The sequence below is a fragment of the Rhodobacter sp. SY28-1 genome (assembly GCF_005222785.1).
Taxonomy (GTDB): Bacteria; Pseudomonadota; Alphaproteobacteria; order Rhodobacterales; family Rhodobacteraceae; genus Tabrizicola.
In genome coordinates this window covers 878,444-900,653 of sequence record NZ_STGH01000002.1, presented here as the reverse complement: position 1 = coordinate 900,653, position 22,210 = coordinate 878,444, and the positions used below count along the sequence as shown (strand labels likewise).

Here is a 22,210-nt window from a genome sequence, read left to right as displayed (position 1 = left end):
GCCGACCAATTCTTGTGCAGCCGCAGCATTCGCCTGCCTCATGGCCCTCGAAGGTCCCACCCCTGGGTGCCTGCCAAAAACAGAGGGGAAAAACGTGAAGCTCATCATTGCAGCAATCAAGCCGTTCAAGCTCGAGGAGGTCCGCGAGGCGCTGACCGCAATCGGCGTGCGCGGGATGATGGTGACCGAGATCAAGGGGTTCGGCAGCCAGTCCGGTCACACCGAAATCTATCGCGGTGCGGAATATGCCGTGAACTTCGTGCCGAAAGTCCGGCTGGAAATCGTCGTCTCCGACGCGCTGTCCGATCAGGTCGTCGCGACCATCCAGAAGACCGCCAAGACCGACAAGATCGGCGACGGAAAGATTTTCGTCCTGGACGTTGAACATGCCGTGCGGGTGCGCACCGGCGAAACCGATGACGACGCGCTGTGAACGGCGGGGAAGAGGGGAACACCTGAAATGACAATCCAAAACAAACTCGCAGGCCTTGGCGCGCTCTCTGCCGCGCTCTTCGCCAGCCTGCCCGCCTGGGCGCAGGAAGCGACCGCCGAGGCGACCGAAGCCGCCGCTGAAGTGGTCGAGGAAGTCGTCCCGGTCATGGACAAGGGCGACGTCAGCTGGATGATGGTCTCGACCGTCCTCGTCCTCTTCATGACGATCCCGGGTCTTGCGCTGTTCTACGGCGGCCTGGTGCGGCAGAAGAACATGCTGTCGATCCTGATGCAGACCACCGTCATCGCCTGCGTGATGATGCTCGTGTGGGTGATCTACGGCTATTCCTTCTCGTTCGGCGGCTCGACCTCGCCCTGGTGGGGCGGCACGGGCAAGCTCTTCCTCTCCGGCGTCACTGCCGACAGCATGTCCGCCACCTTCTCGGCGGGCTACGTGATCCCGGAATACCTGTTCATCGCCTTCCAGATGACCTTCGCGGCGATCACGCCCGCGCTGATCATCGGTGCCTTCGCAGAACGGGTTAAGTTCAAGTCCGTGCTGGTGTTCTCGGTCCTCTGGGGCACCTTCTCCTACTTCCCGATCGCCCACATGGTCTGGGACGCCAACGGCTACCTCTTCGCCAAGGGTGCGATCGACTTTGCCGGCGGCACCGTGGTCCACATCAACGCCGGCATCGCGGCGCTGGTCGGAGCTCTCGTGATCGGCCCGCGCATCGGCTACGGCAAGGACAACATGGCTCCGCACTCGATGGTCATGACCATGATCGGCGCCTCGATGCTCTGGGTCGGCTGGTTCGGCTTTAACGTCGGCTCGAACCTCGAGGCGAACGGCGGCGCGACGCTGGCCATGATCAACACCTTCATCTGCACCGCCGCCGCGACCCTGGCCTGGTGCGCGATCGAAGGGATGCAGCGCGGCAAGGCCTCGATGCTGGGTGCGGCCTCGGGCATGGTGACCGGCCTTGTCGCCATCACCCCGGCCTGCGGCACGGTCGGCCCGATGGGCGCGATCCTCCTGGGCGTGCTTGCGACTCTCGCCAGCTACTTCTTCGTCACCGTGGTGAAGCTGAAGATGAAATACGACGACAGCCTTGACGTCTTCGGCATCCACGGCGTCGCCGGGATCGTCGGCGCGGTGCTGACCGGCGTCTTCTCGGCCGCTGCCTTCGGCGGGGTCAAGGGTGACGACTACGCGATGATGGCCCAGCTCTGGATCCAGATCGAGGGCGTGCTGATCACCATCGTCTGGTCCGGCGTCGTGGCCTACATCGCCTTCAAGCTGGTGGACATGACCATGGGTCTGCGGGTCGACAACGACACCGAGCGTCAGGGCCTCGACCTCACCAGCCACGGCGAACAGGCCTACCACTCGTAAGTGGATCCTGCGGCAGACCCCTCCTCCCGGTCTGCCGCAGTTGCCCGAGACGGCCCGTGGGTCCTCCCCCCACGGGCCGTTTTCGTTTGCGGATGCCCCAGGCGGCAAACAATGTCTCCACCGCGACAAAACCATGCGAAGATGCCGGGGGGCGGCCCTGTTCAGGACAGCTTGGCCCCCGCATCACAATCGCATAGGCTCGCCCCGAAGCGAGGCCGCCAAAATGACATCCAGCTGGCAGTTCTGGGCCGTTCTCTCTGCTGTGTTCGCCGCATTGACAGCGATCTTCGCCAAGATCGGGGTCAGCGGCCTGCCGTCGGACTACGTCACCCTTCTGCGCACCTGTGTCGTGCTTGCCGTCCTTGCGCTTATCGTCGCGGCGACCGGCCAGTGGCAGAGCCCGGCCAATGTCTCATGGAGAACGTTGGGCGCTATCGCACATTCCGGACTTGCCACGGGGGCGTCGTGGCTTTGCTACTTCCGCGCACTCAAACTGGGCGATGCGTCCCGCGTGGCACCTCTGGACAAACTGAGCGTTGTCCTTGTTGCGGTGTTCGCAGCGATCTTTCTGGGTGAACGGCTGTCAGCGCTGAACTGGACCGGGGTTGCGTTTATCGCAACCGGCGCCGTACTGGTCACGCTGAAGATCTAGCGTGCAGCAGGAGCCGAGCCCCCGTCATGCCCCAGGCAGCAAATCCCCTGCGTGGCATCCTGCTAGTCGTTGCCGCAACGCTCCTGTTCGCGGGGGCCGATACGCTGGGAAAATACCTGTCGCTGCTCTACGCTGCCTCGCTGGTCCTCGCCGTCCGCTACAGTGTGAATCTGGCGCTGGTGACGCTGGTCATGGCGCCCCGTCACGGGTTGGCGCTGGTACGGACCCATCGCACCGCGCTGGTGATCTTGCGCGGCCTCTGCCTTGCCCTGGCGTCGATCTTCATGCTCATGGCCCTGAAGGTCATGCCGGTGGCCGAAACCGTGGCGATCATCTACGTCACCCCCGTCCTCGTCATGCTGACCGCAGCGACGTTGCTGGGCGAAAAGGTCAGCCCGCTTGGCTGGGTCGCGGCGGCAATCGGGTTTGCGGGCGTCCTTCTCATCGCCCGGCCTGGCAGTGGGCTTGATCCCTTTGGCGTTGCCCTGGCCTTGCTGAATGCCGTGCTGGCGACAGGCTACCACGTCCTCACCCGGGTTCTTGCCCGGACCGAGACGACGATGGCGCTGTTGTTCCACACCGCGCTGGTCGGCGCGCTGGTCTTCATCGGCCTGACCCTGGCCCTGGGCAGCGAAACCCTGCCAACCGCCTTCGACATCGGCCTGATGGTGGCCCTTGGCACGCTCGCCACCGCCGGACACCTGATGTTCACCTCGGCCTACCGCGAGGCCCCGGCCTCGACCCTTGCGCCCGTCAACTACATGCACATCGCCTTTGCGACGATCCTTGGCTGGCTGGTCTTCCAGCAACTTCCCGATGCGCTCGGCTTTGCCGGCATGGCCCTGATCGCGGCGGCGGGCCTCCTCGCCGCATGGCAGGCCAGCCGGTAGCCCGGCCCCAGCCCCAAGCCCGGCCCCGACCTTTCCCTTCGGAAAATATCCCCACCGGAGGCAACACCCCGAGCCGCTTTGCGTCCTTCACGCAAAGCGGCGAGACAAAAGGTCTTCGCGCCGCAAGGCGCTCAATCTGAAAGCCGCCCCTACCCGCAAGGCGTTAAGAAACCCTGAACGAAAATCGGCAAGATATTGATCTGGAAAGGTTCGGGCGAACTGTCCACCGTGGACACATCTCAGAAGAACCCCCGCGGGATCAGCCGGTGTTCATAGGCATCCCGCTCCAGCTCCTCCCGGAAATCCGGGTGGGCAATCGAGATCAGCGCCCGCGCCCGCTCGGCAATCGACCGGCCTTTCAGGTTCACCATCCCGTATTCAGTCACCACATACATCATGTCCGTCCGGGGCGTCGTCACCACATTGCCCCGGGTCAGCGCCGTCACGATCCGGCTCTTCCTTTCCCCCTTCTTGTCGTAGGTCGAGGCGAGACACATAAAGCTTTTCCCCCCCCTCGACCCGTAAGCCCCGCGCACGAACTGCAGCTGCCCCCCGGTGCCCGAGATATGCCGGAACCCGTCCGTCTCCGACGCCGCCTGCCCCTGCAGGTCGACCTGGGTCGTGTTGTTGATCGACACCACCCGGTCATTCCGCATGATATTGTGCGGCAGGTTGGTGTAGTCGACGGGGTGAAACTCCACCTCCGGGTTCCGGTCGATGAAGTCATACAGGTACTGCGCCCCCAAAGCGAAGGTGCAGACCATCTTCCCCGGATTGAGCTGCTTCCGCGCGCCCGTCACCCGCCCGGCCCGATACAGGTCCACGATCCCATCCGTCATCATCTCGGTATGGATCCCCAGGTCCGACACCGGACTTTCCGCCAGCAGCGAACAGACCGCATTCGGCATCCCCCCGATCCCGATCTGCAGGCAGGACCCGTCCTCAACCTCCGCCGCGATCAGCCGGGCGACGGCCTTATCGACTTCACTTGCCGCTCCCTTTGGCAACTCAGCCATCGGGCGGTCGAGGCCTGGGATGATATAGTCCACCTCCGATACATGGACCCCGGTCCCGTCACCCATCACATAGGGCAGCGTCGGCGTCTCCTCGACGATCACCACCTTGCCGCGTTCGACCAGCGCCCGCATCCACAGCGTGTTAGGGCCAAAGTTGAAGAAGCCGCGGTCATCCATCGGCGCGGTCTTGAAGACCACGATATCCGGCGGGTCGATGAAGCGGCGATAGTAGTCGGGCACCTCGCCCAGGTTCACCGGCAGGTAATGCGCCATCCCGGCGTCATGCTTCCTCCGGTCGTAGCCGGAGAAGTGGGTGGAGAACCAATGGACGTGCTGCGCCTCGGGGTCCGCCTCCAGCACCGCGCGGGGGCGGGCGGTGAGGACGGAGCGGAAGCGGAGGTTCGTGACCTCACCCAGCCGCCGCGCCAAAGCCTCGTCGAACGCATCGGGCTGGCCCAGAACCGCGCCATAGTCGAGCCACATGCCCGACCGGACCAGCCCCGCTGCCTCCTCGGCCGTGATCCGCTGTGCTGCCTTGGCCATCTGATCCCCCCGGATTGTGCGCGCAGTCAAGCACGGGGGCAGGGGGCCTGCCAAGCCTCAGCTGGTCGCCGAGATCAGCGCGGTTCCAAGGACCGCCAGCGCCGCCCCGACCCAGGCCAAGGGGCCGGGCATCCGGCAGTAGACGGCCCAGACCATCGGCAGAATGAGGATCGGCGTGGTCGAGGACAGTGTCGTGACGATCCCCACATCTCCGCGCGCGAGGGCGGCCATCAGGAAGGACATGCCGATGACCATCCCCGCCAGCGCCGAAAACCCGATCTGCCGGACCTCGACGCGCGAGGGCAGGCCGGCAGGCCTGAAGGCAGGCAAGGCGAGGAGCGCGATGAAGAACAGCGCCCCGGTCCCGGACCGGACCACCATCGCGGCCACCGGGTCCGCGCCCTCCAGCATCGCGGGGCGGGCGAGGAGGCTTCCCAGCGCCTGCGCAAATGAGGTGACGAGACCAAGGCCGATCCCTATCCACAAGGGTTTCGGGGTCCGCGCGCCCTCGTCCTGCTTGGGTCCCATCACGGCAAGGGCGATCCCCGCGACGATCAGGCCGACGCCTGCGGCTTGCAGGGGCGAGACTGTCTCCCCCCGGAAGCCGAAGCCGAGGGCCAGCGCGAAGGGGGAAGCGGTGGTGAAGAGAAGCGCCGAGATGCGCGGCCCGGTATACTGGATCGTCGCAATATAGGTCAGCGAGCCGACCATGATGCCCGAGGCCGAGGACGCGGTCAGCCACAAGATCATCTCTAGATCAAGGCTGCGCCAGCCGCCCGTCACGACCACGATCACGGCGGTCATCAGGAACGCGAGGCTCATCTGCCAGCGCGACAGTTGCAGCGGTCGGACCCGACCCGAAACGCTGTCGATGAACATGGCCGAAGCCGCAAAGGCCGCCGCCGCTGCAATAGACAGGACGACGGCCAGCATGATGTGTCAGATCACCTGCGCGATGGCAGCAGCAAGGATCGGCACGGTTTTCGCGTTCAGGCCCGCGATGTTGATCCGGCTGTCGCCGACCATGTAGATGCCGTGTTCTTCCCGCAGCCGGTTCACCTGCGCCTCGTTCAGGCCCAGGCGGCTGAACATCCCCCGGTGGCTGGCGACGAAGTCGAAACGGTCGGTGTTGGTCGCGCGGCGCAGTTCATCGGCCAGCTGCTTCCGCAGCCCCAGCATGTTCTGGCGGACCTCCTCCAGCTCCTGCTTCCACTCGGCGGTCAACGCCTGATCCTCAAGGATCATCGTCACCAGCCGCGCGCCGTGGTCGGGCGGGAAGCTGTAGTTCTGCCGGTTCAGGAAGTTCAGGTTGCCCTGCACCACGGCCTTGCGGTCTGGCGAGGTCAGGGCCACCAGAATACCCGTCCGCTCACGGTAGATGCCGAAGTTCTTCGAGCAGGAGGCGGCAATCAGCACTTCCGGGAAGGCGGCAGCGACTTTGCGGGTCGCGGCCGCGTCTTCTTCCAGCCCATCGCCGAAGCCCTGGTAGGCGAGGTCGACGAAGGGCACTGCGCCCTTCTTCTGCAGCAACGCGATCACCTGATCCCACTGCGCGCCGTCGAGGTTCGCGCCGGTCGGGTTGTGGCAGCATCCATGCAACAGAACCGCATCCCCGCTCGCCACGCCCTCAAGGTCGGCCATCAGGCCCGGAAAGTCGATGCCCGAGGTTGCAACGTTGAAGTAGCGATACTCCACCCCCGTCATGCCGAGGTATTTCACGATCGAGGGATGGTTCGGCCAGGTCGGTGCCGACATCCAGACGCGGGCCTTGGGGTTGGCCATCTTGATCAGTTCCAGCGCCTGCCGGATCGCGCCAGTGCCTCCGGGCGTGGCAACCGAGGCCGCACGGTCGGTGTAGCCCTCGCCCAGGATCATCGAGACCAGCGCGGCGTTGTAGGCGGGCTCACCAGCCAGACCGGTATAGGTCTTGGTCTTCTCCGTCTCCCACAGCTGCTTTTCCGCTGCCTTCACCGCCCGCATCACCGGGGTGAGGCCGGTCGCGTCCTTGTAGACGCCGACGCCAAGGTCGATCTTGGTGGTCCGGGGGTCATCCCGGTACATCGCGATAAGTTGCAGGATCTTGTCCTGCGGCTGGGGATTCAGGGTTTCAAGCATGGGAGTTCCCGGGGTTCTGGACGCCAGCCCAGTGCCACAAGCCGCAGGCGACGACAAGCGTGGAAGGGGGTGGTGATCGCCTGCCGGTCGCGAAAACCGGTATCCACTTTTCGCTGGCAGGCTTACGCCCCCGTCGCCACCCGCAGATCGTCATACATGCCCCATTCCGCCCACGAGCCATCGTAAAGCGCATGGTTCCGGTGCCCCATACGCTCCAGCGCCAGGGACAGGACCGCCGCCGTCACGCCCGATCCGCAAGAGGTGATCGCGGGTTTCTTCAGGTCGACGCCCGCCGCTTCGAAGACCGCCTTCAGCTCGGCCGGCGATTTCATCGTGCCGTCGGGTTTCAAGACGTCACCGAAGGGGATGTTCTTCGACCCCGGGATATGGCCCGAGCGCAGACCTGCCCGCGGCTCCGGCGCCTCGCCCCGGAAGCGGGCAGCGGCGCGGGCATCCAGGATCTCGGCCTCGCCCAGTTTTGCCGCATGGGCGACTTGCGTGACGTCCTTTACCAGATGGTTCTGGCGGGAAACGGTCATGTGCCGGTCGCGGATCACCGGCGGCATGTCCTCGATCTCGCGGCCCTCGGCCTGCCATTTCGGGAAGCCGCCATCGAGCACCGCCACATCCGTCTTGCCCATCAGGCGGAAGGTCCACCAGACCCGGGCCGAGCTGAAGATGCCAGCGCCGTCGTAGACCACGATCTGATGCCCGTCGCCCACACCCATCGCCCGCATCCGGCTGATGAACTTTTCGGGCGGGGGGGCCATGTGGGGCAGGGATGACCGCTGGTCGGAAATCTCGTCGATGTCGAAAAAGCGGGCGCCGGGGATGTGCGCGGCGGCGTATTCAGCCTTGGCATCCCGGTTCATCGCGGGCAAATACCAGCTGGCATCCAGCACCCGCAGATCGGGGTCGCGCAGGTGGCGGGCCAGCCAGTCGGTCGAGACCAGCGTCTTGGGGTCATCCTGCGGCGATGGGGTCATGCGGGCCTCCCGGGGTTGACCCGGATATATGCACCGCCACGGGACCCTTGCAAGCGGCGCGGGGACGTTGGCCCCCGCGCCTGGGGCATTACTTGACTAGAGCCTTCTTCAGCATGCCTACGATCACGGTCAGGATCGCGCCGCCGACACCGCCACCGGCGATAGACTGGACCAGCGCGCCGATGTCGAGGTTCGACAGGTCAAGCCCCGCCCCGCCACCAGCCATCATGCTGGTCAGCATCCCGCCAAGTCCGCCGCCCACGGCGCCTGCGACCGAATTGCCTGCCGTCCCAAGGCTAAGGTTCTTCAGCCCTGCGCCGGCAGCGTTGCCGCCAATCAGGCCAGCGATGATCTGGATGATCAGTTCCATTACCCGTAACTCCCACTTTTCGCCGGTTCCCGTGACCGGGTTTGCCCGGCCTATTCCCCGAACTTGCTGTCCGGTATGGGAAAATGTGCCAGAAAACGGCACATCCGGCAAGAAAAGTCGGAAAAGTGCAAGTTCAGCCGCGGCTGTTCTGCTTCAAAAGACGCGCCTTGTCGCGGTCCCAGTCGCGCTTGGCCGAGGTCTCGCGCTTGTCGGCCAGCTTCTTGCCCTTGGCGATCCCCAGCTTCAGTTTCACGATCCCGCGGTCGTTGAAATACATCTTCATCGGCACGATCGTCATGCCTTCGCGGCCCACCGCGCTCCACAACCGGCTGAGTTCCTTCTTGGAAACCAGCAGCTTGCGCCGACGGCGTTCCTCATGCCCGAAGGTCTTGGCCTGCAGGTAGGGCGCGATATAGCCGTTGATCAGCCACAACTCGCCCCCTTCGACCGAGGCATAGCTTTCCGCAATGTTCGATCCGCCCTGGCGCAGGCTTTTGACTTCCGAGCCGAGCAGCATGATCCCGGCCTCAAGATCGCTCTCGATGCTGTAGTCGAAACGCGCCCGCCGGTTTTCGGCGATGAGTTTGGAGTTGGGATCGGACTTGGCCACCATGATCGTCGTCAGATAAGGTCTGAGACAGGCTTAGTCCAGAAGGGTTGCAATGTTCCTCCAGATCGCACTTGGATCAGGGCTTCTGGTTCTGAATGTCCTGCTCATGGCAACGGCGGCCTTGCTCCTCGAATCCGCCTTCCGGGCTGTTCACCCCTGGCTGATCGCGCCGCCTCAGCGGCCAAAGCTGCTGGTCATGCTGGTGGCCGTCGGGCTATGGGTTCTGGCGGTCATAACGGTCGGGGTGTGGATCTGGGCCATTGCCCTGCACCGGATCGGGGCCTTCAGCACGTTCGAGGAAGCAGTCTACTTCTCGATCGTCGCCTTTTCGACCCTGGGCCTTGGCGACGTGGTGCCGGCAACCGAATGGCGCATCTTCGCGGGGATGGCGGCGGTCAACGGGTTCCTCAGCTTTGGTCTTCTGACCGCCCTGCTGGTCGAGGCGCTGCGTCAGGTCCGGCTGGCGCAGCTGGAGCGGCGGCACGAAAAGTGATCCGTCTCACCCCTTCAATTCCTCGGTGATCCGCACCGGCCCCACGGCACCTTTCAGCTTGGCCCGGTAGATCACCACCCCTTCCGCCACCCGCATCACATAGGTCCGGGTTTCGGAGAAGGGGATCGTCTCGATCCAGTCGACCACGTCCACATCCGGCCGCCTGGGGTCGCCGAATTCGCCGATCCAGCGCCGGGGGCGGCCCGGACCGGCATTGTAGCCGGATGCTATCAGCGCGATGGACGGACCGAATTCCTCGGCCATCTCGGCCAGATAGGCCGCGCCCATCGTGACGTTATAGGCCGGGTCCGCGATCAACTTGGATGCATCGAAGTCCTTGCCCAACTTCTGTGCCATCAACTTTGCCGTCCCCGGCAACACCTGCATGAGCCCGCGCGCATCGGCGCTGGACCGCGCCGCGGGGTCGAACTCGCTTTCCCGCCGGGCAATCGACAGGGCCAGCGCCCGGCTGACCTTCAGGCCATCCGGCACGAAGTCCGGTGTTGGGTAATAGGCATGCGGCAGGATCAGCCCGCGCTCGGCGGCGGCCTTGGCCACCAGCAGTGCCAGATGCGGCTCGCCCCAGGCCAGCGCCATGTCGGCCATCTGCGCAAGGCCGGTCGCGTCCTGGCTTTCGCCCAGATGCAGCAGGAACCGCTTGGCCAGCGTCCGGTCCCCGGCTTTCAGCAGGAGCTCGACTGCGGCGAGGACCGAGGACTGGGTGAACTTCGCCCCGCGCCAGTCCGGTGTCGCGGGGCTGGCGATCAACCCGGCATCCAGCGTCAGCCCCAGCCGTTCGGCCGCCAGAAGCCCGTAGAACGCGGTCTGATGCGCCGCCGCCGCCTTGTAGCTGGCGCTGCCGTCCTTGCCCGCCGCGTCTTGCGCGCGGCCAATCCAGTAATGCGCCCGCGCCAGGCTGATCGGGGTCGTCACCCCCGCCAGAAGGTGCTGGAAATGTTTTTCCGCCGTCGCGGGGTCATTCAGCCGCCGCAGCGCGATGAACCCCGCCAGAAACTCCAGGTCGGCATAGGCCGAGGCACCGCTGTCCGTCGGCAGGAAATGATTTGCAGCCACCCGGTAGGCGTCCTTGGGATCGCCAGTCCGCATCAGATAGCGCGCCAGAACCGCCCGGCGTTCGGCCCAGGCCTGGGGACGGCCAAGCGCCTCGGCCGAGGTTGAACGGTCGAGGATCAGCTCCAGCGCCTCGTCGTAGAGGTCCTTCTTCATCCGCCAGATGAACCGGTCATAGGCCAGTCCCGGATCCCCGGCCTTGGCCTTCGGCACCGCCTCGATCAGCCCGGTGACGCCCTTGCTTTCCGACTGCAGCGCAATCCGCGCGCGGGCAAGGGCCTGCAGGTCCTTCGACACCCGGGGCAGCATGCGCTCAGCCTCTTTCGTCCGGCCTTCCCACAACAGCGTGTCCAGCCGAAGCTCGTGGACAAAGCCTACCGCTTCGGGCGCAAGCGAGATCATCTCTGAGTCAAGGTCAGGCGAAAACGGCAGTTCGGCCCAGGCCCGCATTGCCTCGGTCTCGGCATCGGCGGCACGACCTAAGGCCAGCAGCGCCCGGACATAGGCGATGGCGCCCTTGCCGGTCTCGGGCAGGCCCGCATCGAACCAGGCGGTCACCCGGGCCGGATCGTCGGACCGCGCGACGGCCTCCTCGCCCTTTTCGCGCATCAGGGGCAGGCCGGGCCAGTCAGAGCGCCGCGCAAGGAACTCCTCGTACTCGCCCAGTCGCCCGTCGCCCGCCCGCAGGCGCTGCCATTCGATCACGTCGCGCCCGACGCCCGAAGGTGCCACGGCCAGCGCGCCGTCCCAGTCCTTGCCTGCGGCCAGCTCCAGGGCCGTCCGCATCGCCTGTGTCGTGTCTGCTGCCGCCGGAAGCGTCTGAAGGCCAAGGGCCAGGATCAGCGCCCGGATCATTGTTCTGCTGCTCATGTGCCCGAATCTGCCTGACAGACCGCCGGGGGACAACCCACGAGTGCGTTAGTGCGCAAGACTTGGCAGCGCGCCGGTCTGCGGCTATGAGAAGCGCGCTTAGGCCGGGCAATTCCGCCCATGAGAGGAGAAGCGTCATGATCAGAGGGTCCCTTCCTGCCCTGGTGACGCCGTTCAAGAACGGCGAGCTGGATCTGGTGACGCTGAAGAAACTCGTGGACTGGCATATCGCCGAAGGCTCGCACGGGATCGTGCCGGTCGGGACCACGGGCGAAAGCCCGACGCTCAGCCACGCCGAACACCAGCGGGTCATTGAGGAAGTCGTGTCCATTGTCGCGGGCCGCGTGCCGGTGATCGCGGGCGCGGGGTCGAACAATACCGTCGAAGGCATCAGCCTGATGCGCCATGCCGAAAAGGTCGGCGCCACCGCGGCGCTGGTCGTCACGCCCTACTACAACAAGCCCACGCAGGCCGGCCTGATCGCGCACTACACCGCGCTGCACGACTGCTGCCAGCTGCCGATCGTGATCTACAACATCCCCGGCCGTTCGGTCGTGGACATGACGCCCGAGACGATGGGGACGCTGGCCAAACTGCCCCGGATCATCGGCGTCAAGGATGCGACCGGCAAGATCGAGCGTGTCTCGATGCAGCGCGCCTCTTGCGGGGCGGATTTCATCCAGCTGTCGGGTGAGGATGCTACGGCCCTGGGCTTCAACGCGCATGGCGGGGTCGGTTGCATCTCGGTCACTGCGAACGTCGCCCCGCGCCTGTGCGCCGAGTTCCAGGAGGCGACCCTGCGCGGCGACTATGCCAAGGCGCTGGAGTATCAAGACCGCCTGATGCCGCTGCACGAGGCGATCTTCATCGAACCGGGTCTGGTCGGCGCGAAGTACGGGTTGTCGCTGCTGGGTCTGTGCAGCGAAGAAGTCCGCCTGCCGCTGGTGGGCCTGACGGACGGGACCAAGGCCAAGATCAAGGCCGCGATGAAGCACGCCGGGCTGATCTGAGGCCAAATTCCTTCGAAGGAATTTGCAAATCTTTTCGAAAAGATTTGCGCCCTGCCCGACAGGCGGGGCGCTTGTCATTTCCGCGCCTCCCGATCAAGGTCCGCCCATGCGTAGCTCCAAGACCATTCACGTGATCTCGGCCCATGCTGAGGGCGAAGTCGGTGACGTCATCGTCGGCGGCGTCGCCCCACCCCCGGGTGCAACCCTGTGGGAGATGCGCGAGGCCCTGTGGCGCGACCAGACCCTGCGTAACTTCGTCCTGAACGAACCGCGCGGCGGCGTCTTCCGGCATGTGAACCTGCTGGTGCCACCCAAGGACCCCCGCGCGCAGATGGGCTTCATCATCATGGAGCCCGAGGACAACCCCCCGATGTCCGGGTCTAACTCGATCTGCGTTGCGACGGTGCTGCTGGACAGCGGCATCCTACCCATGACCGAGCCGGTGACGGAATTGGTGCTGGAAGCCCCCGGCGGCCTTGTGACCGTCCGGGTCGACTGCAAGGACGGCAAAGCCGAACGCATCCACGTCCGCAACCTGCCCTCCTTCGCCGACCGTTTGGCCGTGCCGCTGGATGTTCCCGGCCTTGGCCGGATCACGGTCGACACCGCCTATGGCGGCGACAGCTTCGTTGTGGTCGATGCCCAGGCGCTCGGCTTCAGCCATGCGCCCGAGGAAGCCCACGCGATGGCAAAGCTGGGGGTCCAGATCACGAAGGCCGCCGACGAACAACTGGGCTTCCACCACCCCGAAAACCCCGACTGGCGGCACTTCTCCTTCTGTCTTTTTGCAGGCCCGCTGACAAAGGTCGCCGATGGCTGGGAAACGCAGCACGCCGTCTCGATCCGCCCCGGCAAGATCGACCGCTCACCCACCGGGACTGCCGTTTCGGCGCGGCTGGCGCTGATGGCCGCTCGCAACCAGATCGGCCCGGACGAGGTGCTGCGGGCGCACTCGCTGATCGGCGGGCAGTTCGAAGGCCGGATCGTCGGGGCGGCCAAGGTGGGCGACCGGCCCGCGATCCTGCCGGAGATTTCGGGCCGCGCCTGGATCACCGGCACGCACCAGCACATGCTCGACCCCGCCGATCCCTGGCCGCAGGGCTATCGGCTGTCCGACACCTGGGGTGCACGGTAAGTCATGGCCCCGGCAAACGAAGGTCCAGGCGCAACACTTGTCGTCCCGCGCCCCCTCTCCCTGCAAGGCAGAGAGCCGGGGAGGCAGTCTTGCGCCATCAAAACCCGGAAAGACTGACAATGCACCTGACCGACAACCAGCGCGGCGCGCTTTACATGACCGCCTCGATGGCCGGGTTCGCTGTTGAGGACGTCTTCGTCAAGGCTGCCGCCCACACGCTGCCGCTGGGGCAGGTCCTGCTGACGATTGGCCTCGTCGGCATGCTGGTCTTTGCCGCCATGGCCGCCCGGCAAGGCGAGCCCCTCTTGCCACCCGCCTTCCTCTCGCGCCCCATGCTGATCCGCTGCGGGTTCGAGATCACCGGGCGGCTCTTCTACGGCCTCGCCATCACCCTGACCGCGCTGTCGACCACTTCGGCCATCCTGCAGGCGACACCCCTGGTCGTCGTCGCCGGCGCGGCGCTGGTCTTTGGCGAAAGGGTCAGCCCGCAGCGTTGGCTCGCTGTGCTGGTCGGCTTTGCCGGAGTGCTGGTCATCCTGCGCCCTGGGTCGGACTTTTCGACCCTGTCCCTGCTGGCGGTCGTCGGCCTTCTGGGGTTTGCAGGACGCGACCTTGCAACCCGGGCCGCGCCCAAGGGCCTGTCGAACCGGCAGCTTGGCGCCCTGGGCTTCGCCATGCTGGCAGCGGCCGGGGCGATCCTGTTGATCGTTACCGGTGGGGCGCGGATGCCCTCGGGCCTCGACCTTGCCCACCTTGCCGGGGGCGTCGTCTTCGGCATGTCCGGCTATCACGCCCTGACCTACGCGATGCGGACTGGCGAGGTCGGTGCCGTCACACCCTTCCGCTACACCCGGCTGATCTTCGCGATGGTGCTGGCGATGGTGCTCTTTGGCGAACGGCCTGACCTTGCCACCTGGATCGGGGCAGGGCTGGTCGTCGGCTCGGGCCTTTTCGCGCTGACCCGAAAGTAGGGTGGGCAGATTGCCCACCCTACCGACGGTCGCCTAGGCCGCGGCCTTTTCGTCGCCGAACCGGCCGTAGAACGTCTCGCCCTTCTCGGCCATCTCGCGCAACAGCGCAGGCGCGTGGAATCGCGGGCCGAACTGGGCGGTCAGACCCCGGCAGATCTCCACCGCCCGAGCCGCACCGATGATGTCGAGCCACGAGAACGGCCCGCCCGACCACGGCGCGAAGCCCCAGCCGAGGATCGCGCCCACATCCCCCTCGCGGATGTCGGTCAACACGCCCTCTTCCAGAGCCCGTACCGCCTCCAGAACCTGCGCGAACAGGAGGCGATGCTGCACATCGGTCAGCGAGGGCTGCACCTTGTCGAGCGGATACTTGTGGTCCAGCCCCTCCCACAGGCCCAGACGCTCGCCCTTGTCGCTGTAGGCATAGAACCCCGCGTTGCCCTTCTTGCCCAGACGGCCTTGGTCCGCCATCCAGAACAGCACATGGTCCACCGCCTCGTCCGGGTAGTCCTTGCCCATCGCCGCCTTGGTCGCCTTGGCGATCTTCACCCCAAGGTCGATCGAGGTCTCATCGACCAGCTGCAGCGGGCCCAGAGGCATCCCGACCAGCTTCGCCGCATTCTCGACCAGCGCGGGTTCCACCCCTTCGGCGACCATGCGGATGCCTTCGTTGATGTAGGGGATGATGCAGCGATTGGCGTAGAAGAACCGGGCGTCGTTGACGACGATGGGGGTCTTCCGGATCTGCCGCACGAAATCCAGCGCCTTGGCCACGGCCTTGTCGCCCGTCGCCTTGCCGCGAATGATCTCGACCAGCATCATCTTGTCGACGGGGCTGAAAAAGTGGATGCCGATGAACTGCTCCGGCCGCTTCGACGCCGCAGCCAGGCCGGTGATCGGCAGGGTGGAGGTGTTCGTCGCATAGATGCAGTCCGCACTCACCGCCGCCTCGACCTTGTGCGTCACGTCAGCCTTGATCTTCGGGTCCTCGAAGACCGCTTCCACGACAAGATCGACACCCGCCAGCGCTGCATAATCCGTGGTCGCGGTGATCCGGCCCAGCACCTCGGCCTTCTTCTCCGCCGTCACCTTCCCGCGCTTCATGCCCTTGTCAAGGATGCCTTCGGAATGCGCCTTGCCGCGATCTGCCGCCTCCTGGCTGGCGTCGATCAGTACCACCTCGATCCCCGCATTGGCCGAGACATAGGCGATCCCCGCCCCCATCATCCCCGCGCCAATGACGCCCAGCTTCTTCACCGACTGGTCGGCGGCAGCAGGACGGTTCGCGCCCTTCTCCAGCGCTTCCTTGTTGATGAACAGGCTGCGGATCATCGCGCTGGAGGATGGGTTCATCAGCACGCTGGTGAAATGCCGCGCCTCGATCTTCAGCGCGGTGTCGAAGGGCACCAGTGCCCCTTCATAGACCGCGGCCAGCAAGGCCTTCGCCGCCGGATAGACGCCCATCGTCTTGCCATGCACCATGGCCGAGGCGCCGACAAAGGTCATGTAGCCTGCCGGGTGATAGGGCGCGCCGCCGGGGAACTTGTAGCCCTTCTGGTCCCAGGGCTTGACCAGATCGGCGTCGGTGGCCGACAGCACCCATTCCTTCGCGCGCTTGAGCAGGTCCTCGGGCGCCACGACCTCGTCGATCAGCCCGGCGCCCTTGGCTTCCTTGGGCGAGGAAAGCTTGCCTTCCAGCAGGAACGGAGCCGCCATCATCGCGCCCAGCTTGCGCGACAGCCGCGTGGTGCCGCCAGCGCCCGGGAAGATGCCGACCATGATCTCGGGCAGGCCGATCTTGGCCTTCGGGTTGTCGGCGGCGATGATCCGGTGGCAGGACAGCGGCAGTTCCAGCCCGATCCCCAGCGCGGTGCCGGGCAGGGCCGCGACGATGGGCTTGGCCCCTTTCAGCGTCTTCGGGTCCATCCCCGCGCGCTCGATCTTGCGCAGCACATGGTGCATCTGCATCACGCCGTCAAAGATTGCCTGCGCCCCCCCGGCCCGCATCTGCGCGATGACGTTCAGGTCCATCCCCCCGGCGAAATCCTTCTTGCCGCTGGTGATGATGATCCCCTTCACCGCCGCATCGGCCAGCGCCTGGTCGATCAGGCCGTTCAGCGCCAGGAATGCTTCGGTCGACATCACGTTCATCGACTTGGACTGGACGTCCCAGGTGATGGTCGCGACGCCATCGGCATCGGTGGTCATGGTGAAATCGGTCATCTCAAAGCTCCTCGGGCGGCCATGGTTCGGTTTCAAGTCGTGTCAGCAAGATCGGCCAACGCGTATCCTTGGTGGTGTTGTGGGTTTTTGTTGCCTTCCAGACGCCATCGAAGTTGGTGATCCACATCTTCGAATAGTAGTCAGGCAGGACAAGGCGGGACCCATCCATCAATTTGGTCTGATGGATGCCGACAATGCGGTCATTGCTTTCGAAGGTTGCAACCTTGACCGTTTGGACGATCTTCGTGACGCCGCGGCTCAGCACCATTTCCGTGAACTCGTCGAAGCCCTCTTCCAGATCTTCGAGGGTGGTGACGCTCAGGCTTGCGGCTGAGGTCAGGATGGTGAACGGCAGTTGGACGCCGGCGCTGTAGATGTCGAAGCGACCCGCCACGACTGCATTTGCCATGCGAGTCAAGAAGTTCTGCAGTATCTCCGATGCCAACATAGCAGCAAAAACCCTTTTGCCGGAGCGAGGAGCTCGCCGACCAAAGGGGAAGGCAAGATGCGCACGTCCCAATGAGTGAGTTGGAAGCGGACCACATCCGGCGGCACAACGCAAGGGAGCGGGAATGCAAGGCTCATTCAACCCTGCCGCGAAAATCCTGACTTGACGATCGCGGAATTCTTTGATCGCCATCATCTGACCACCGCCTTGGGCCAGCCGGGATAGGGGGTTCCATCCTTGTGCGACAAGGTGCGAAGCCCGTTCCGGCGCGAATAGTGCAGGTCGATGTCGGGGTAGGTCACCTCGTCCTCGGGCAGGCGCGAGCCCGCGACGAAATAGGTGACAGGGTCAGAGGTGCGGTTTTCCAGCTGGTGGGCATTGGGCACTCCGGCCGGCCAGCAGACGCAGGTGCCGGGCGGCAGGTCATGCGCGCCATCGTTTTCGTGCAGGGTGACGGTGCCGGAAAGGGTGTAGAAGAATTCATCCTCGTCCGAATGCCAATGCCGATGGCCAGACCGCGCACCTGGCATCAGCGTTTCGGTGAAGGCGCCGAACTGGGTCAGGCCGCCCGCGTCGGACAAGGGATGCGCGATGTAGTCGCCCAGCGTGTCGAAGGGCGAGTGCGACGCGGGCGGCGGACCCTCGCCCGGGACCGACCCCGTGCGCAGGACATGGGGCCGGGGCGTCCCGTCGAACGGTTTGCCCCAGGGCGCGCGGAGGTTCAGCAACTCCGCCGGCAGAGGCCCGCTTTTCAGGACCGTGCCGTCCGCCGCCTCGATCCGCCAGTCGCTGTCGCCGTTGATCTGGCGGCGGTCCTTGTCGGGATAGGTGCAGATGTCTCCCTTTGCGCGCGACCCCACGATCAGCCAGCGGGCGGGCACATCGCCCCGGTTGGTCAGGTGATGCCCGTTTGGATCGCCATGCCGCCAGGCAACGGCATCGCCGGGGTTGAGGTCGGTCATTCCGTTGTCATCGCGCAAGGTCGCCGTCCCGGACAAAAGGTAGAGGAACTCGTCCTCGGCCGAATGCCAGTGCCGTTGGCTGGACCATGCGCCCGGGTCCAGCGTGTCGAGATAGGCGCCAAACTGCGTCAGCCCGCCCGCGACCGACAGGTGCAGGGTACGCAGGCCCTTCTCGCCACTGGTGGGCGCCAAGGCGGGATCGACGATCATGCACTCAACCCCTCGCGCCGGGTCAGGCCGAACTGGGCTTCCAGAACCTCACGGGTCACCGGCCACCGCTCGGCCTGGATCGCGTAGTGCGCCTCTGAGAACAGCCACATGCCATCCCGGCGGACCAGGGCATGTCGCGAGGAATGCGGCAGGTTCAGCCGCTCGCCATGGGAAATGAGATGCGTGTGATGCCAGCCTTCGATCCGGTCGCGGTCGACGTAATCCGCCGCGCGAGCCACGCGTTCGTAATGCGTGACCCCCTTGTCTAGCAGGGTCAGGTGCAGGGCGTCGAAGGTCGGCCGCAGGTCGTCCACCGTCGACACCAGAAGCCGTGCGGTTTCGGTATGCACTAGGTAAGGCAGGTCGATCTGCGCCGCATAGCGGGCAAAGTCACCCGCGATCACGGCGTCCGAGACCACGTTCAGCGCATCCTGATAGATCGACAGCGGGTTCATCTCGGCCCCGTCCAGTCGCTGCCGTCCTTGTAGGTAAAGCGGGCCTTCCCGCCCTCGATCTCGACCCGCAGGTCGACGTCGGAATAGGTCGCCACTTCGCGCGGGGCCCTGGACCCGATGACCAGGAAACGGGCGACCGCTCCGGTGCGGTTGATGAAGTGGTGGCCGTCGGTCGACCCTGCCGGAAACGCCGCGCAGTCGCCCGCGCGCATCACGGTTTCGCTTGCGTCCTGCACCAGCGTGCATTCGCCTTCGGTCACCATCACGAACTCGTCCTCGTTCCGGTGCCAGTGCCGCAGACTGGACAGCGCGCCGGGTTCCAGGCTGACGAGGTTCACCCCGAACTGGGTCAGCCCGCCTGCATCGCCCAGCCGCAGGGACGACCGCCCCTGCATCATGCTGGCGTAAGGTTCGGGGTAGATCGAGCCGGTCTTCACCGGCACCTTGGCAGGATCAATAACGGGCATCGGGGCCTTCCTCCGGTTGGGCTGCGCCCCGCCGGAACGACCCCGGCGTCAGGCGGTCAGCGCAAGCGCCGCGAACTGCTGGTTCAGTTCCGGCATCGACGTGAGCGTGTAGTTGATCATTTCGACCTGCGGACCGAATTCGGTCTCGCGGCAATAGTAGATAACCGAGGACTTGCGGGTCTCTTCCACCGGAAAGGCCAGCTCGTGCCAGTCGGCCCAGATGCGAAAGCGACCGCCGCGCGGCAATTCGACCGCGTTCACCTGCGGCCGCAAGGTGACCACACCACGCTCCAGTAGCGCCTTGCGCAGCATGTCGAACACCAGATACGCGTCCAGCGGCGAATGCAGGATCATGCAGCGCGACTGCATGTAGATCGGCAGCGGATAGACATACGAGGCAACCATTTCCTCGATGCGACCGGACATGAGCAACTCGCCCCGGCTGCGCAGCACTGCGGTCAGATGTGAATACTCCATGGAAATGCCCTTCAGGCCAACGGGAAGAAGCATCCATCTTGGGAGAATCACCCTTCACGCGACGTAGGTTTGCGACAGGCCGTGGCCGGAAAACGACATCAACGCGGCATTGCATTTCCCGCATGACGTTAACGTCACCCTTGCCACACACAGTCACTAGACCCTCTCGATGATTGTTGCCGCGCCCATGCCCGAGGCGATGCAAAGTGTCGCCAGACCCATCGCCTTGTCCTGCCGTTCCAGCTCGTCCAGCAGGGTCCCGATGATGATCGCCCCGGTCGCGCCAAGCGGGTGGCCCATGGCGATCGACCCGCCGTTGACGTTCACCAGCGCGGGGTCGACGTCGAAGGCCTGCTGGAACCGCAGCACCACGCTGGCAAAGGCCTCGTTCACCTCGAACAGGTCGATGTCGCCGATCTGCAGCCCGCTGTCCTTCAGGATCTTCTGCGTTGCCGGGACCGGGCCGGTCAGCATGATCGTGGGGTCGGTGCCGATCTTCGCGGTCGCCCGGATGCGCGCGCGGGGCTTCAGCCCGTGGGCCTTCCCGAACGCCTCGTCTCCGATCAGCACGGCCGCCGCCCCGTCCACGATCCCGCTGGAGTTTCCGGCGTGGTGGATGTGGTTGATCCGCTCCAGATGCGGATACTTCATCATCGCAACCTTGTCGAAGCCGGGCATCACTTCGCCCATGTCCTTGAAGGCCGGTTTCAGCGCACCCAGCGCCTGCATGTCGGTGCCCGGGCGCATGTATTCGTCGCGGTCCAGAATGGTCAGGCCGTTCTGGTCCTTGATGGTCAGGACGGATTTAGCGAACCGCCCTTCCTGCCACGCCACCGCCGCCCGCCGCTGCGATTCCATCGCCAGCGCGTCAGCCTGATCGCGGGTAAAGCCGTATTCGGTGGCAATGATGTCCGCCGAAATCCCCTGCGGCACGAAGTAGGTCTTCATCGCCAGCCCCGGATCGACGGCAATCGCCGCCCCGTCCGAGCCCATCGCGACCCGCCCCATCATCTCGACCCCGCCCGCGATATAGGCGTGCCCCGCCCCACCCCGGACCTGGTTCGCCGCCAGGTTCACCGCCTCCATGCCGCTTGCACAGAACCGGTTGATCGCCAGCCCCGGAATGCGTTCGTCCAGGTCCGAGGCCAGCACCGCCGACCGCGCAAGGCACCCGCCCTGTTCGCCGACCTGGGTGACGTTCCCCCAGATCACATCCTCGACCGCGTGGCCCTCCAGCCCGTTCCGCTCCTTCACCGCGTTCAGCACCTTGGCCGACAGCGCGACCGAGGTCAGCTCGTGCAAGCTCCCATCAGGGCGGCCCTTGCCGCGAGGGCTGCGGACGGCGTCGTAGATGTAGGCGTCAGACATAGTCGTCTCCTTCGTCGGTCAGAAACTGCAGCAATCAGGCGTGCAGTCGCAATCGGGGGTCAGATCGGCCTTCTTTCCACAGCCACGTGGCAGCACGTCACAGCCAGGGTTGCAGTCGCAGCCAGCGCCGCAGTGATCGTACCATTTTTCTTTCTTTCGCTTCCGCTCGCGCAACTCTTCCGCAGCGTCACGGCATGCTGCAAAGCGTTCGCGAATTGCGGGGATCGCGCGGAGAAGCCCGACCTCGGAGATGACAGCCTTGGCAAAGCCCGAGCAGCCTGTGCCGCCACGCGCGATCCGGTAGGCACAGGAATAGCCTTTGCGCGGCGAGAGGTGCCGCTGATAGCCACCGATGGCTGCAAGGGCGGGGCGAGAAAGCATGTCATTGCGAAACTTGGGGAAAGGCCCGCGTCAGCAGGTCGTAGGGGTGTTTCCAGCCGGGCAGAGCGGCGATGCGGTCCAGCCAGCGGTCGATGTTGGGCCAGTCCTTGCGGTCAAAGCCGAAGGGTTCGGGGTAGTAGAGGTAGCCGCAGCAGGACAGGTCGGCGATGGTGACGGCCTCGCCTGCAACCCAGTTCCGGCCTTCGAGGTGGTCGTTCAGCACGGTATAGGCGGCCTTCAGGCGACCTTGCATGAAGGGGATCACGCCTTCGGGCCGCTTCTCCGGCGGCAGGAAGTTCATCAGAAAGCGCGTGGTGCCGATGGCCGTGGAAAGCTTGTGGTTGTCCCAGAACAGCCAGCGCAGGACCTCGCGCCGTTCCGCCGCCGACCGACCGCCCAGCTTGCCGGTCTTGGAGCTGATATAGTCCAGGATCACCCCCGACTGCGTCAGCGTGGTGTCGCCGTCGATCAGGACGGGCACTTCGCCCATCTCGTTGATCTTCTTGAACTCCGGGCTCCGTGCCTCGCCCTTGAAGAAGTCGACGAAGACCGGCTCCCACTCAAGATCTGCCATCTCCAGCGCCAATGCGCATTTGTAGGCGTTGCCGCTTTCGCCAAAACTGTAAAGCTTCATGCCTTCCTCCCCGAAAGCCGGAACC

General features: G+C 65.2%; 24 protein-coding genes. 8 read left to right on the top strand and 16 right to left on the bottom strand.

The annotated features are described in order from the left end of the window. Positions 1-94: 94 nt before the first annotated feature. From E8M84_RS13510 to E8M84_RS13495, 4 genes are all read left to right on the top strand, one after another. A complete protein-coding gene (locus E8M84_RS13510; RefSeq protein WP_137111689.1) occupies positions 95-433 on the top strand; it encodes a P-II family nitrogen regulator in 339 nt (112 codons plus the stop codon). Between the two features lie 27 nt (positions 434-460). Then, positions 461-1,828, top strand: coding sequence for an ammonium transporter (locus tag E8M84_RS13505; RefSeq protein ID WP_137111688.1), 1,368 nt, complete (start codon positions 461-463; stop codon positions 1,826-1,828). A gap of 223 nt (positions 1,829-2,051) precedes the next feature. Continuing rightward, the gene (locus tag E8M84_RS13500; protein ID WP_137111687.1) at positions 2,052-2,480 is read left to right on the top strand and encodes an EamA family transporter; all 429 of its coding nucleotides are present in this window, start codon (positions 2,052-2,054) and stop codon (positions 2,478-2,480) included. 26 nt (positions 2,481-2,506) lie between these two features. Continuing rightward, on the top strand, positions 2,507-3,370 hold the full coding sequence (locus E8M84_RS13495) for a DMT family transporter (protein ID WP_137111686.1): 864 nt from the start codon (positions 2,507-2,509) through the stop codon (positions 3,368-3,370). A gap of 239 nt (positions 3,371-3,609) precedes the next feature. Here E8M84_RS13495 and E8M84_RS13490 read toward each other — a convergent pair whose 3' ends face one another. The 6 genes from E8M84_RS13490 to smpB form a co-directional block, all read right to left on the bottom strand. Beyond that, the gene (locus E8M84_RS13490) at positions 3,610-4,929 is read right to left on the bottom strand and encodes an acetyl-CoA hydrolase/transferase family protein (RefSeq protein ID WP_137111685.1); all 1,320 of its coding nucleotides are present in this window, start codon (positions 4,927-4,929) and stop codon (positions 3,610-3,612) included. A gap of 57 nt (positions 4,930-4,986) precedes the next feature. Beyond that, positions 4,987-5,862, bottom strand: coding sequence for a DMT family transporter (locus tag E8M84_RS13485; protein ID WP_137111684.1), 876 nt, complete (start codon positions 5,860-5,862; stop codon positions 4,987-4,989). 6 nt (positions 5,863-5,868) lie between these two features. Then, positions 5,869-7,044, bottom strand: coding sequence for an amino acid aminotransferase (locus E8M84_RS13480; RefSeq protein WP_137111683.1), 1,176 nt, complete (start codon positions 7,042-7,044; stop codon positions 5,869-5,871). 122 nt (positions 7,045-7,166) lie between these two features. Next, positions 7,167-8,030, bottom strand: a complete 864-nt coding sequence (sseA, locus tag E8M84_RS13475; protein ID WP_137111682.1) for a 3-mercaptopyruvate sulfurtransferase — start codon at positions 8,028-8,030, stop codon at positions 7,167-7,169. An 88-nt stretch (positions 8,031-8,118) separates the two neighbouring features. Continuing rightward, the gene (locus tag E8M84_RS13470) at positions 8,119-8,400 is read right to left on the bottom strand and encodes a hypothetical protein (protein WP_137111681.1); all 282 of its coding nucleotides are present in this window, start codon (positions 8,398-8,400) and stop codon (positions 8,119-8,121) included. Between the two features lie 133 nt (positions 8,401-8,533). Continuing rightward, positions 8,534-9,013, bottom strand: coding sequence for an SsrA-binding protein SmpB (smpB, locus tag E8M84_RS13465; RefSeq protein ID WP_137111680.1), 480 nt, complete (start codon positions 9,011-9,013; stop codon positions 8,534-8,536). A 49-nt stretch (positions 9,014-9,062) separates the two neighbouring features. Between smpB and E8M84_RS13460 the strand changes: the two genes are divergently transcribed. Next, positions 9,063-9,503 (top strand): potassium channel family protein, encoded by a 441-nt coding sequence (locus tag E8M84_RS13460; protein ID WP_137111679.1) that lies wholly within the window; start codon positions 9,063-9,065, stop codon positions 9,501-9,503. A gap of 6 nt (positions 9,504-9,509) precedes the next feature. Here the strand turns inward: E8M84_RS13460 and E8M84_RS13455 are convergent, their stop codons facing one another. Continuing rightward, on the bottom strand, positions 9,510-11,444 hold the full coding sequence (locus E8M84_RS13455) for a lytic transglycosylase domain-containing protein (protein WP_137111678.1): 1,935 nt from the start codon (positions 11,442-11,444) through the stop codon (positions 9,510-9,512). Positions 11,445-11,581: 137 nt separating this feature from the next. On the opposite strand from E8M84_RS13455, the gene dapA reads away from it, so the two are divergent. From dapA to E8M84_RS13440, 3 genes are all read left to right on the top strand, one after another. Further along, positions 11,582-12,454, top strand: a complete 873-nt coding sequence (gene dapA / locus E8M84_RS13450) for a 4-hydroxy-tetrahydrodipicolinate synthase (RefSeq protein ID WP_137111677.1) — start codon at positions 11,582-11,584, stop codon at positions 12,452-12,454. A gap of 106 nt (positions 12,455-12,560) precedes the next feature. Next, positions 12,561-13,589: a proline racemase family protein gene (locus E8M84_RS13445; RefSeq protein ID WP_137111676.1), complete on the top strand. Its 1,029-nt coding sequence runs from the start codon at positions 12,561-12,563 to the stop codon at positions 13,587-13,589. 119 nt (positions 13,590-13,708) lie between these two features. Further along, positions 13,709-14,560: a DMT family transporter gene (locus E8M84_RS13440; protein WP_205914609.1), complete on the top strand. Its 852-nt coding sequence runs from the start codon at positions 13,709-13,711 to the stop codon at positions 14,558-14,560. Between the two features lie 33 nt (positions 14,561-14,593). Here E8M84_RS13440 and E8M84_RS13435 read toward each other — a convergent pair whose 3' ends face one another. From E8M84_RS13435 to E8M84_RS13395, 9 genes are all read right to left on the bottom strand, one after another. Then, on the bottom strand, positions 14,594-16,783 hold the full coding sequence (locus E8M84_RS13435) for a 3-hydroxyacyl-CoA dehydrogenase NAD-binding domain-containing protein (protein ID WP_137111675.1): 2,190 nt from the start codon (positions 16,781-16,783) through the stop codon (positions 14,594-14,596). A 1-nt stretch (position 16,784) separates the two neighbouring features. Continuing rightward, the gene (locus tag E8M84_RS13430; RefSeq protein WP_137111674.1) at positions 16,785-17,426 is read right to left on the bottom strand and encodes a hypothetical protein; all 642 of its coding nucleotides are present in this window, start codon (positions 17,424-17,426) and stop codon (positions 16,785-16,787) included. Further along, positions 17,423-18,403, bottom strand: coding sequence for a cupin domain-containing protein (locus E8M84_RS21480; protein ID WP_170971932.1), 981 nt, complete (start codon positions 18,401-18,403; stop codon positions 17,423-17,425). The genes E8M84_RS13430 and E8M84_RS21480 overlap by 4 nt, the downstream gene beginning before the upstream one ends. Beyond that, a complete protein-coding gene (locus E8M84_RS13420; RefSeq protein ID WP_137111673.1) occupies positions 18,400-18,858 on the bottom strand; it encodes a hypothetical protein in 459 nt (152 codons plus the stop codon). The genes E8M84_RS21480 and E8M84_RS13420 overlap by 4 nt, the downstream gene beginning before the upstream one ends. After that, positions 18,855-19,325 (bottom strand): cupin domain-containing protein, encoded by a 471-nt coding sequence (locus E8M84_RS13415; RefSeq protein ID WP_137111672.1) that lies wholly within the window; start codon positions 19,323-19,325, stop codon positions 18,855-18,857. The genes E8M84_RS13420 and E8M84_RS13415 overlap by 4 nt, the downstream gene beginning before the upstream one ends. 48 nt (positions 19,326-19,373) lie before the next feature. Beyond that, entirely contained in the window at positions 19,374-19,802 is a 429-nt protein-coding gene (locus E8M84_RS13410) for a hypothetical protein (RefSeq protein WP_137111671.1), read from the bottom strand. Between the two features lie 156 nt (positions 19,803-19,958). After that, positions 19,959-21,170: an acetyl-CoA C-acetyltransferase gene (locus tag E8M84_RS13405; RefSeq protein WP_137111670.1), complete on the bottom strand. Its 1,212-nt coding sequence runs from the start codon at positions 21,168-21,170 to the stop codon at positions 19,959-19,961. 18 nt (positions 21,171-21,188) lie between these two features. Beyond that, entirely contained in the window at positions 21,189-21,551 is a 363-nt protein-coding gene (gene yidD, locus E8M84_RS13400) for a membrane protein insertion efficiency factor YidD (protein ID WP_137111669.1), read from the bottom strand. Position 21,552: 1 nt separating this feature from the next. Next, positions 21,553-22,185: a glutathione S-transferase family protein gene (locus tag E8M84_RS13395; protein WP_137111668.1), complete on the bottom strand. Its 633-nt coding sequence runs from the start codon at positions 22,183-22,185 to the stop codon at positions 21,553-21,555. Positions 22,186-22,210 lie beyond the last annotated feature (25 nt).

Excerpts from the sequence above, each read along its gene's own strand:
- dapA (WP_137111677.1), top strand. The coding sequence starts at position 11,582 with ATGATCAGAGGGTCCCTTCCTGCCCTGGTGACGCCGTTCAAGAACGGC.
- E8M84_RS13495 (WP_137111686.1), top strand. The coding sequence starts at position 2,507 with ATGCCCCAGGCAGCAAATCCCCTGCGTGGCATCCTGCTAGTCGTTGCC.
- sseA (WP_137111682.1), bottom strand. The coding sequence starts at position 8,030 with ATGACCCCATCGCCGCAGGATGACCCCAAGACGCTGGTCTCGACCGAC.
- smpB (WP_137111680.1), bottom strand. The coding sequence starts at position 9,013 with ATGGTGGCCAAGTCCGATCCCAACTCCAAACTCATCGCCGAAAACCGG.
- E8M84_RS13460 (WP_137111679.1), top strand. The coding sequence starts at position 9,063 with ATGTTCCTCCAGATCGCACTTGGATCAGGGCTTCTGGTTCTGAATGTC.
- E8M84_RS13490 (WP_137111685.1), bottom strand. The coding sequence starts at position 4,929 with ATGGCCAAGGCAGCACAGCGGATCACGGCCGAGGAGGCAGCGGGGCTG.
- E8M84_RS13405 (WP_137111670.1), bottom strand. The coding sequence starts at position 21,170 with ATGTCTGACGCCTACATCTACGACGCCGTCCGCAGCCCTCGCGGCAAG.
- E8M84_RS13420 (WP_137111673.1), bottom strand. The coding sequence starts at position 18,858 with ATGAACCCGCTGTCGATCTATCAGGATGCGCTGAACGTGGTCTCGGAC.
- E8M84_RS13500 (WP_137111687.1), top strand. The coding sequence starts at position 2,052 with ATGACATCCAGCTGGCAGTTCTGGGCCGTTCTCTCTGCTGTGTTCGCC.
- E8M84_RS13435 (WP_137111675.1), bottom strand. The coding sequence starts at position 16,783 with ATGACCGATTTCACCATGACCACCGATGCCGATGGCGTCGCGACCATC.
- E8M84_RS21480 (WP_170971932.1), bottom strand. The coding sequence starts at position 18,403 with ATGATCGTCGATCCCGCCTTGGCGCCCACCAGTGGCGAGAAGGGCCTG.
- E8M84_RS13455 (WP_137111678.1), bottom strand. The coding sequence starts at position 11,444 with ATGAGCAGCAGAACAATGATCCGGGCGCTGATCCTGGCCCTTGGCCTT.
- E8M84_RS13485 (WP_137111684.1), bottom strand. The coding sequence starts at position 5,862 with ATGCTGGCCGTCGTCCTGTCTATTGCAGCGGCGGCGGCCTTTGCGGCT.
- E8M84_RS13430 (WP_137111674.1), bottom strand. The coding sequence starts at position 17,426 with ATGATGGCGATCAAAGAATTCCGCGATCGTCAAGTCAGGATTTTCGCG.
- E8M84_RS13470 (WP_137111681.1), bottom strand. The coding sequence starts at position 8,400 with ATGGAACTGATCATCCAGATCATCGCTGGCCTGATTGGCGGCAACGCT.
- E8M84_RS13505 (WP_137111688.1), top strand. The coding sequence starts at position 461 with ATGACAATCCAAAACAAACTCGCAGGCCTTGGCGCGCTCTCTGCCGCG.
- E8M84_RS13440 (WP_205914609.1), top strand. The coding sequence starts at position 13,709 with ATGCACCTGACCGACAACCAGCGCGGCGCGCTTTACATGACCGCCTCG.
- yidD (WP_137111669.1), bottom strand. The coding sequence starts at position 21,551 with ATGCTTTCTCGCCCCGCCCTTGCAGCCATCGGTGGCTATCAGCGGCAC.
- E8M84_RS13445 (WP_137111676.1), top strand. The coding sequence starts at position 12,561 with ATGCGTAGCTCCAAGACCATTCACGTGATCTCGGCCCATGCTGAGGGC.
- E8M84_RS13415 (WP_137111672.1), bottom strand. The coding sequence starts at position 19,325 with ATGCCCGTTATTGATCCTGCCAAGGTGCCGGTGAAGACCGGCTCGATC.
- E8M84_RS13480 (WP_137111683.1), bottom strand. The coding sequence starts at position 7,044 with ATGCTTGAAACCCTGAATCCCCAGCCGCAGGACAAGATCCTGCAACTT.
- E8M84_RS13410 (WP_137111671.1), bottom strand. The coding sequence starts at position 19,802 with ATGGAGTATTCACATCTGACCGCAGTGCTGCGCAGCCGGGGCGAGTTG.
- E8M84_RS13395 (WP_137111668.1), bottom strand. The coding sequence starts at position 22,185 with ATGAAGCTTTACAGTTTTGGCGAAAGCGGCAACGCCTACAAATGCGCA.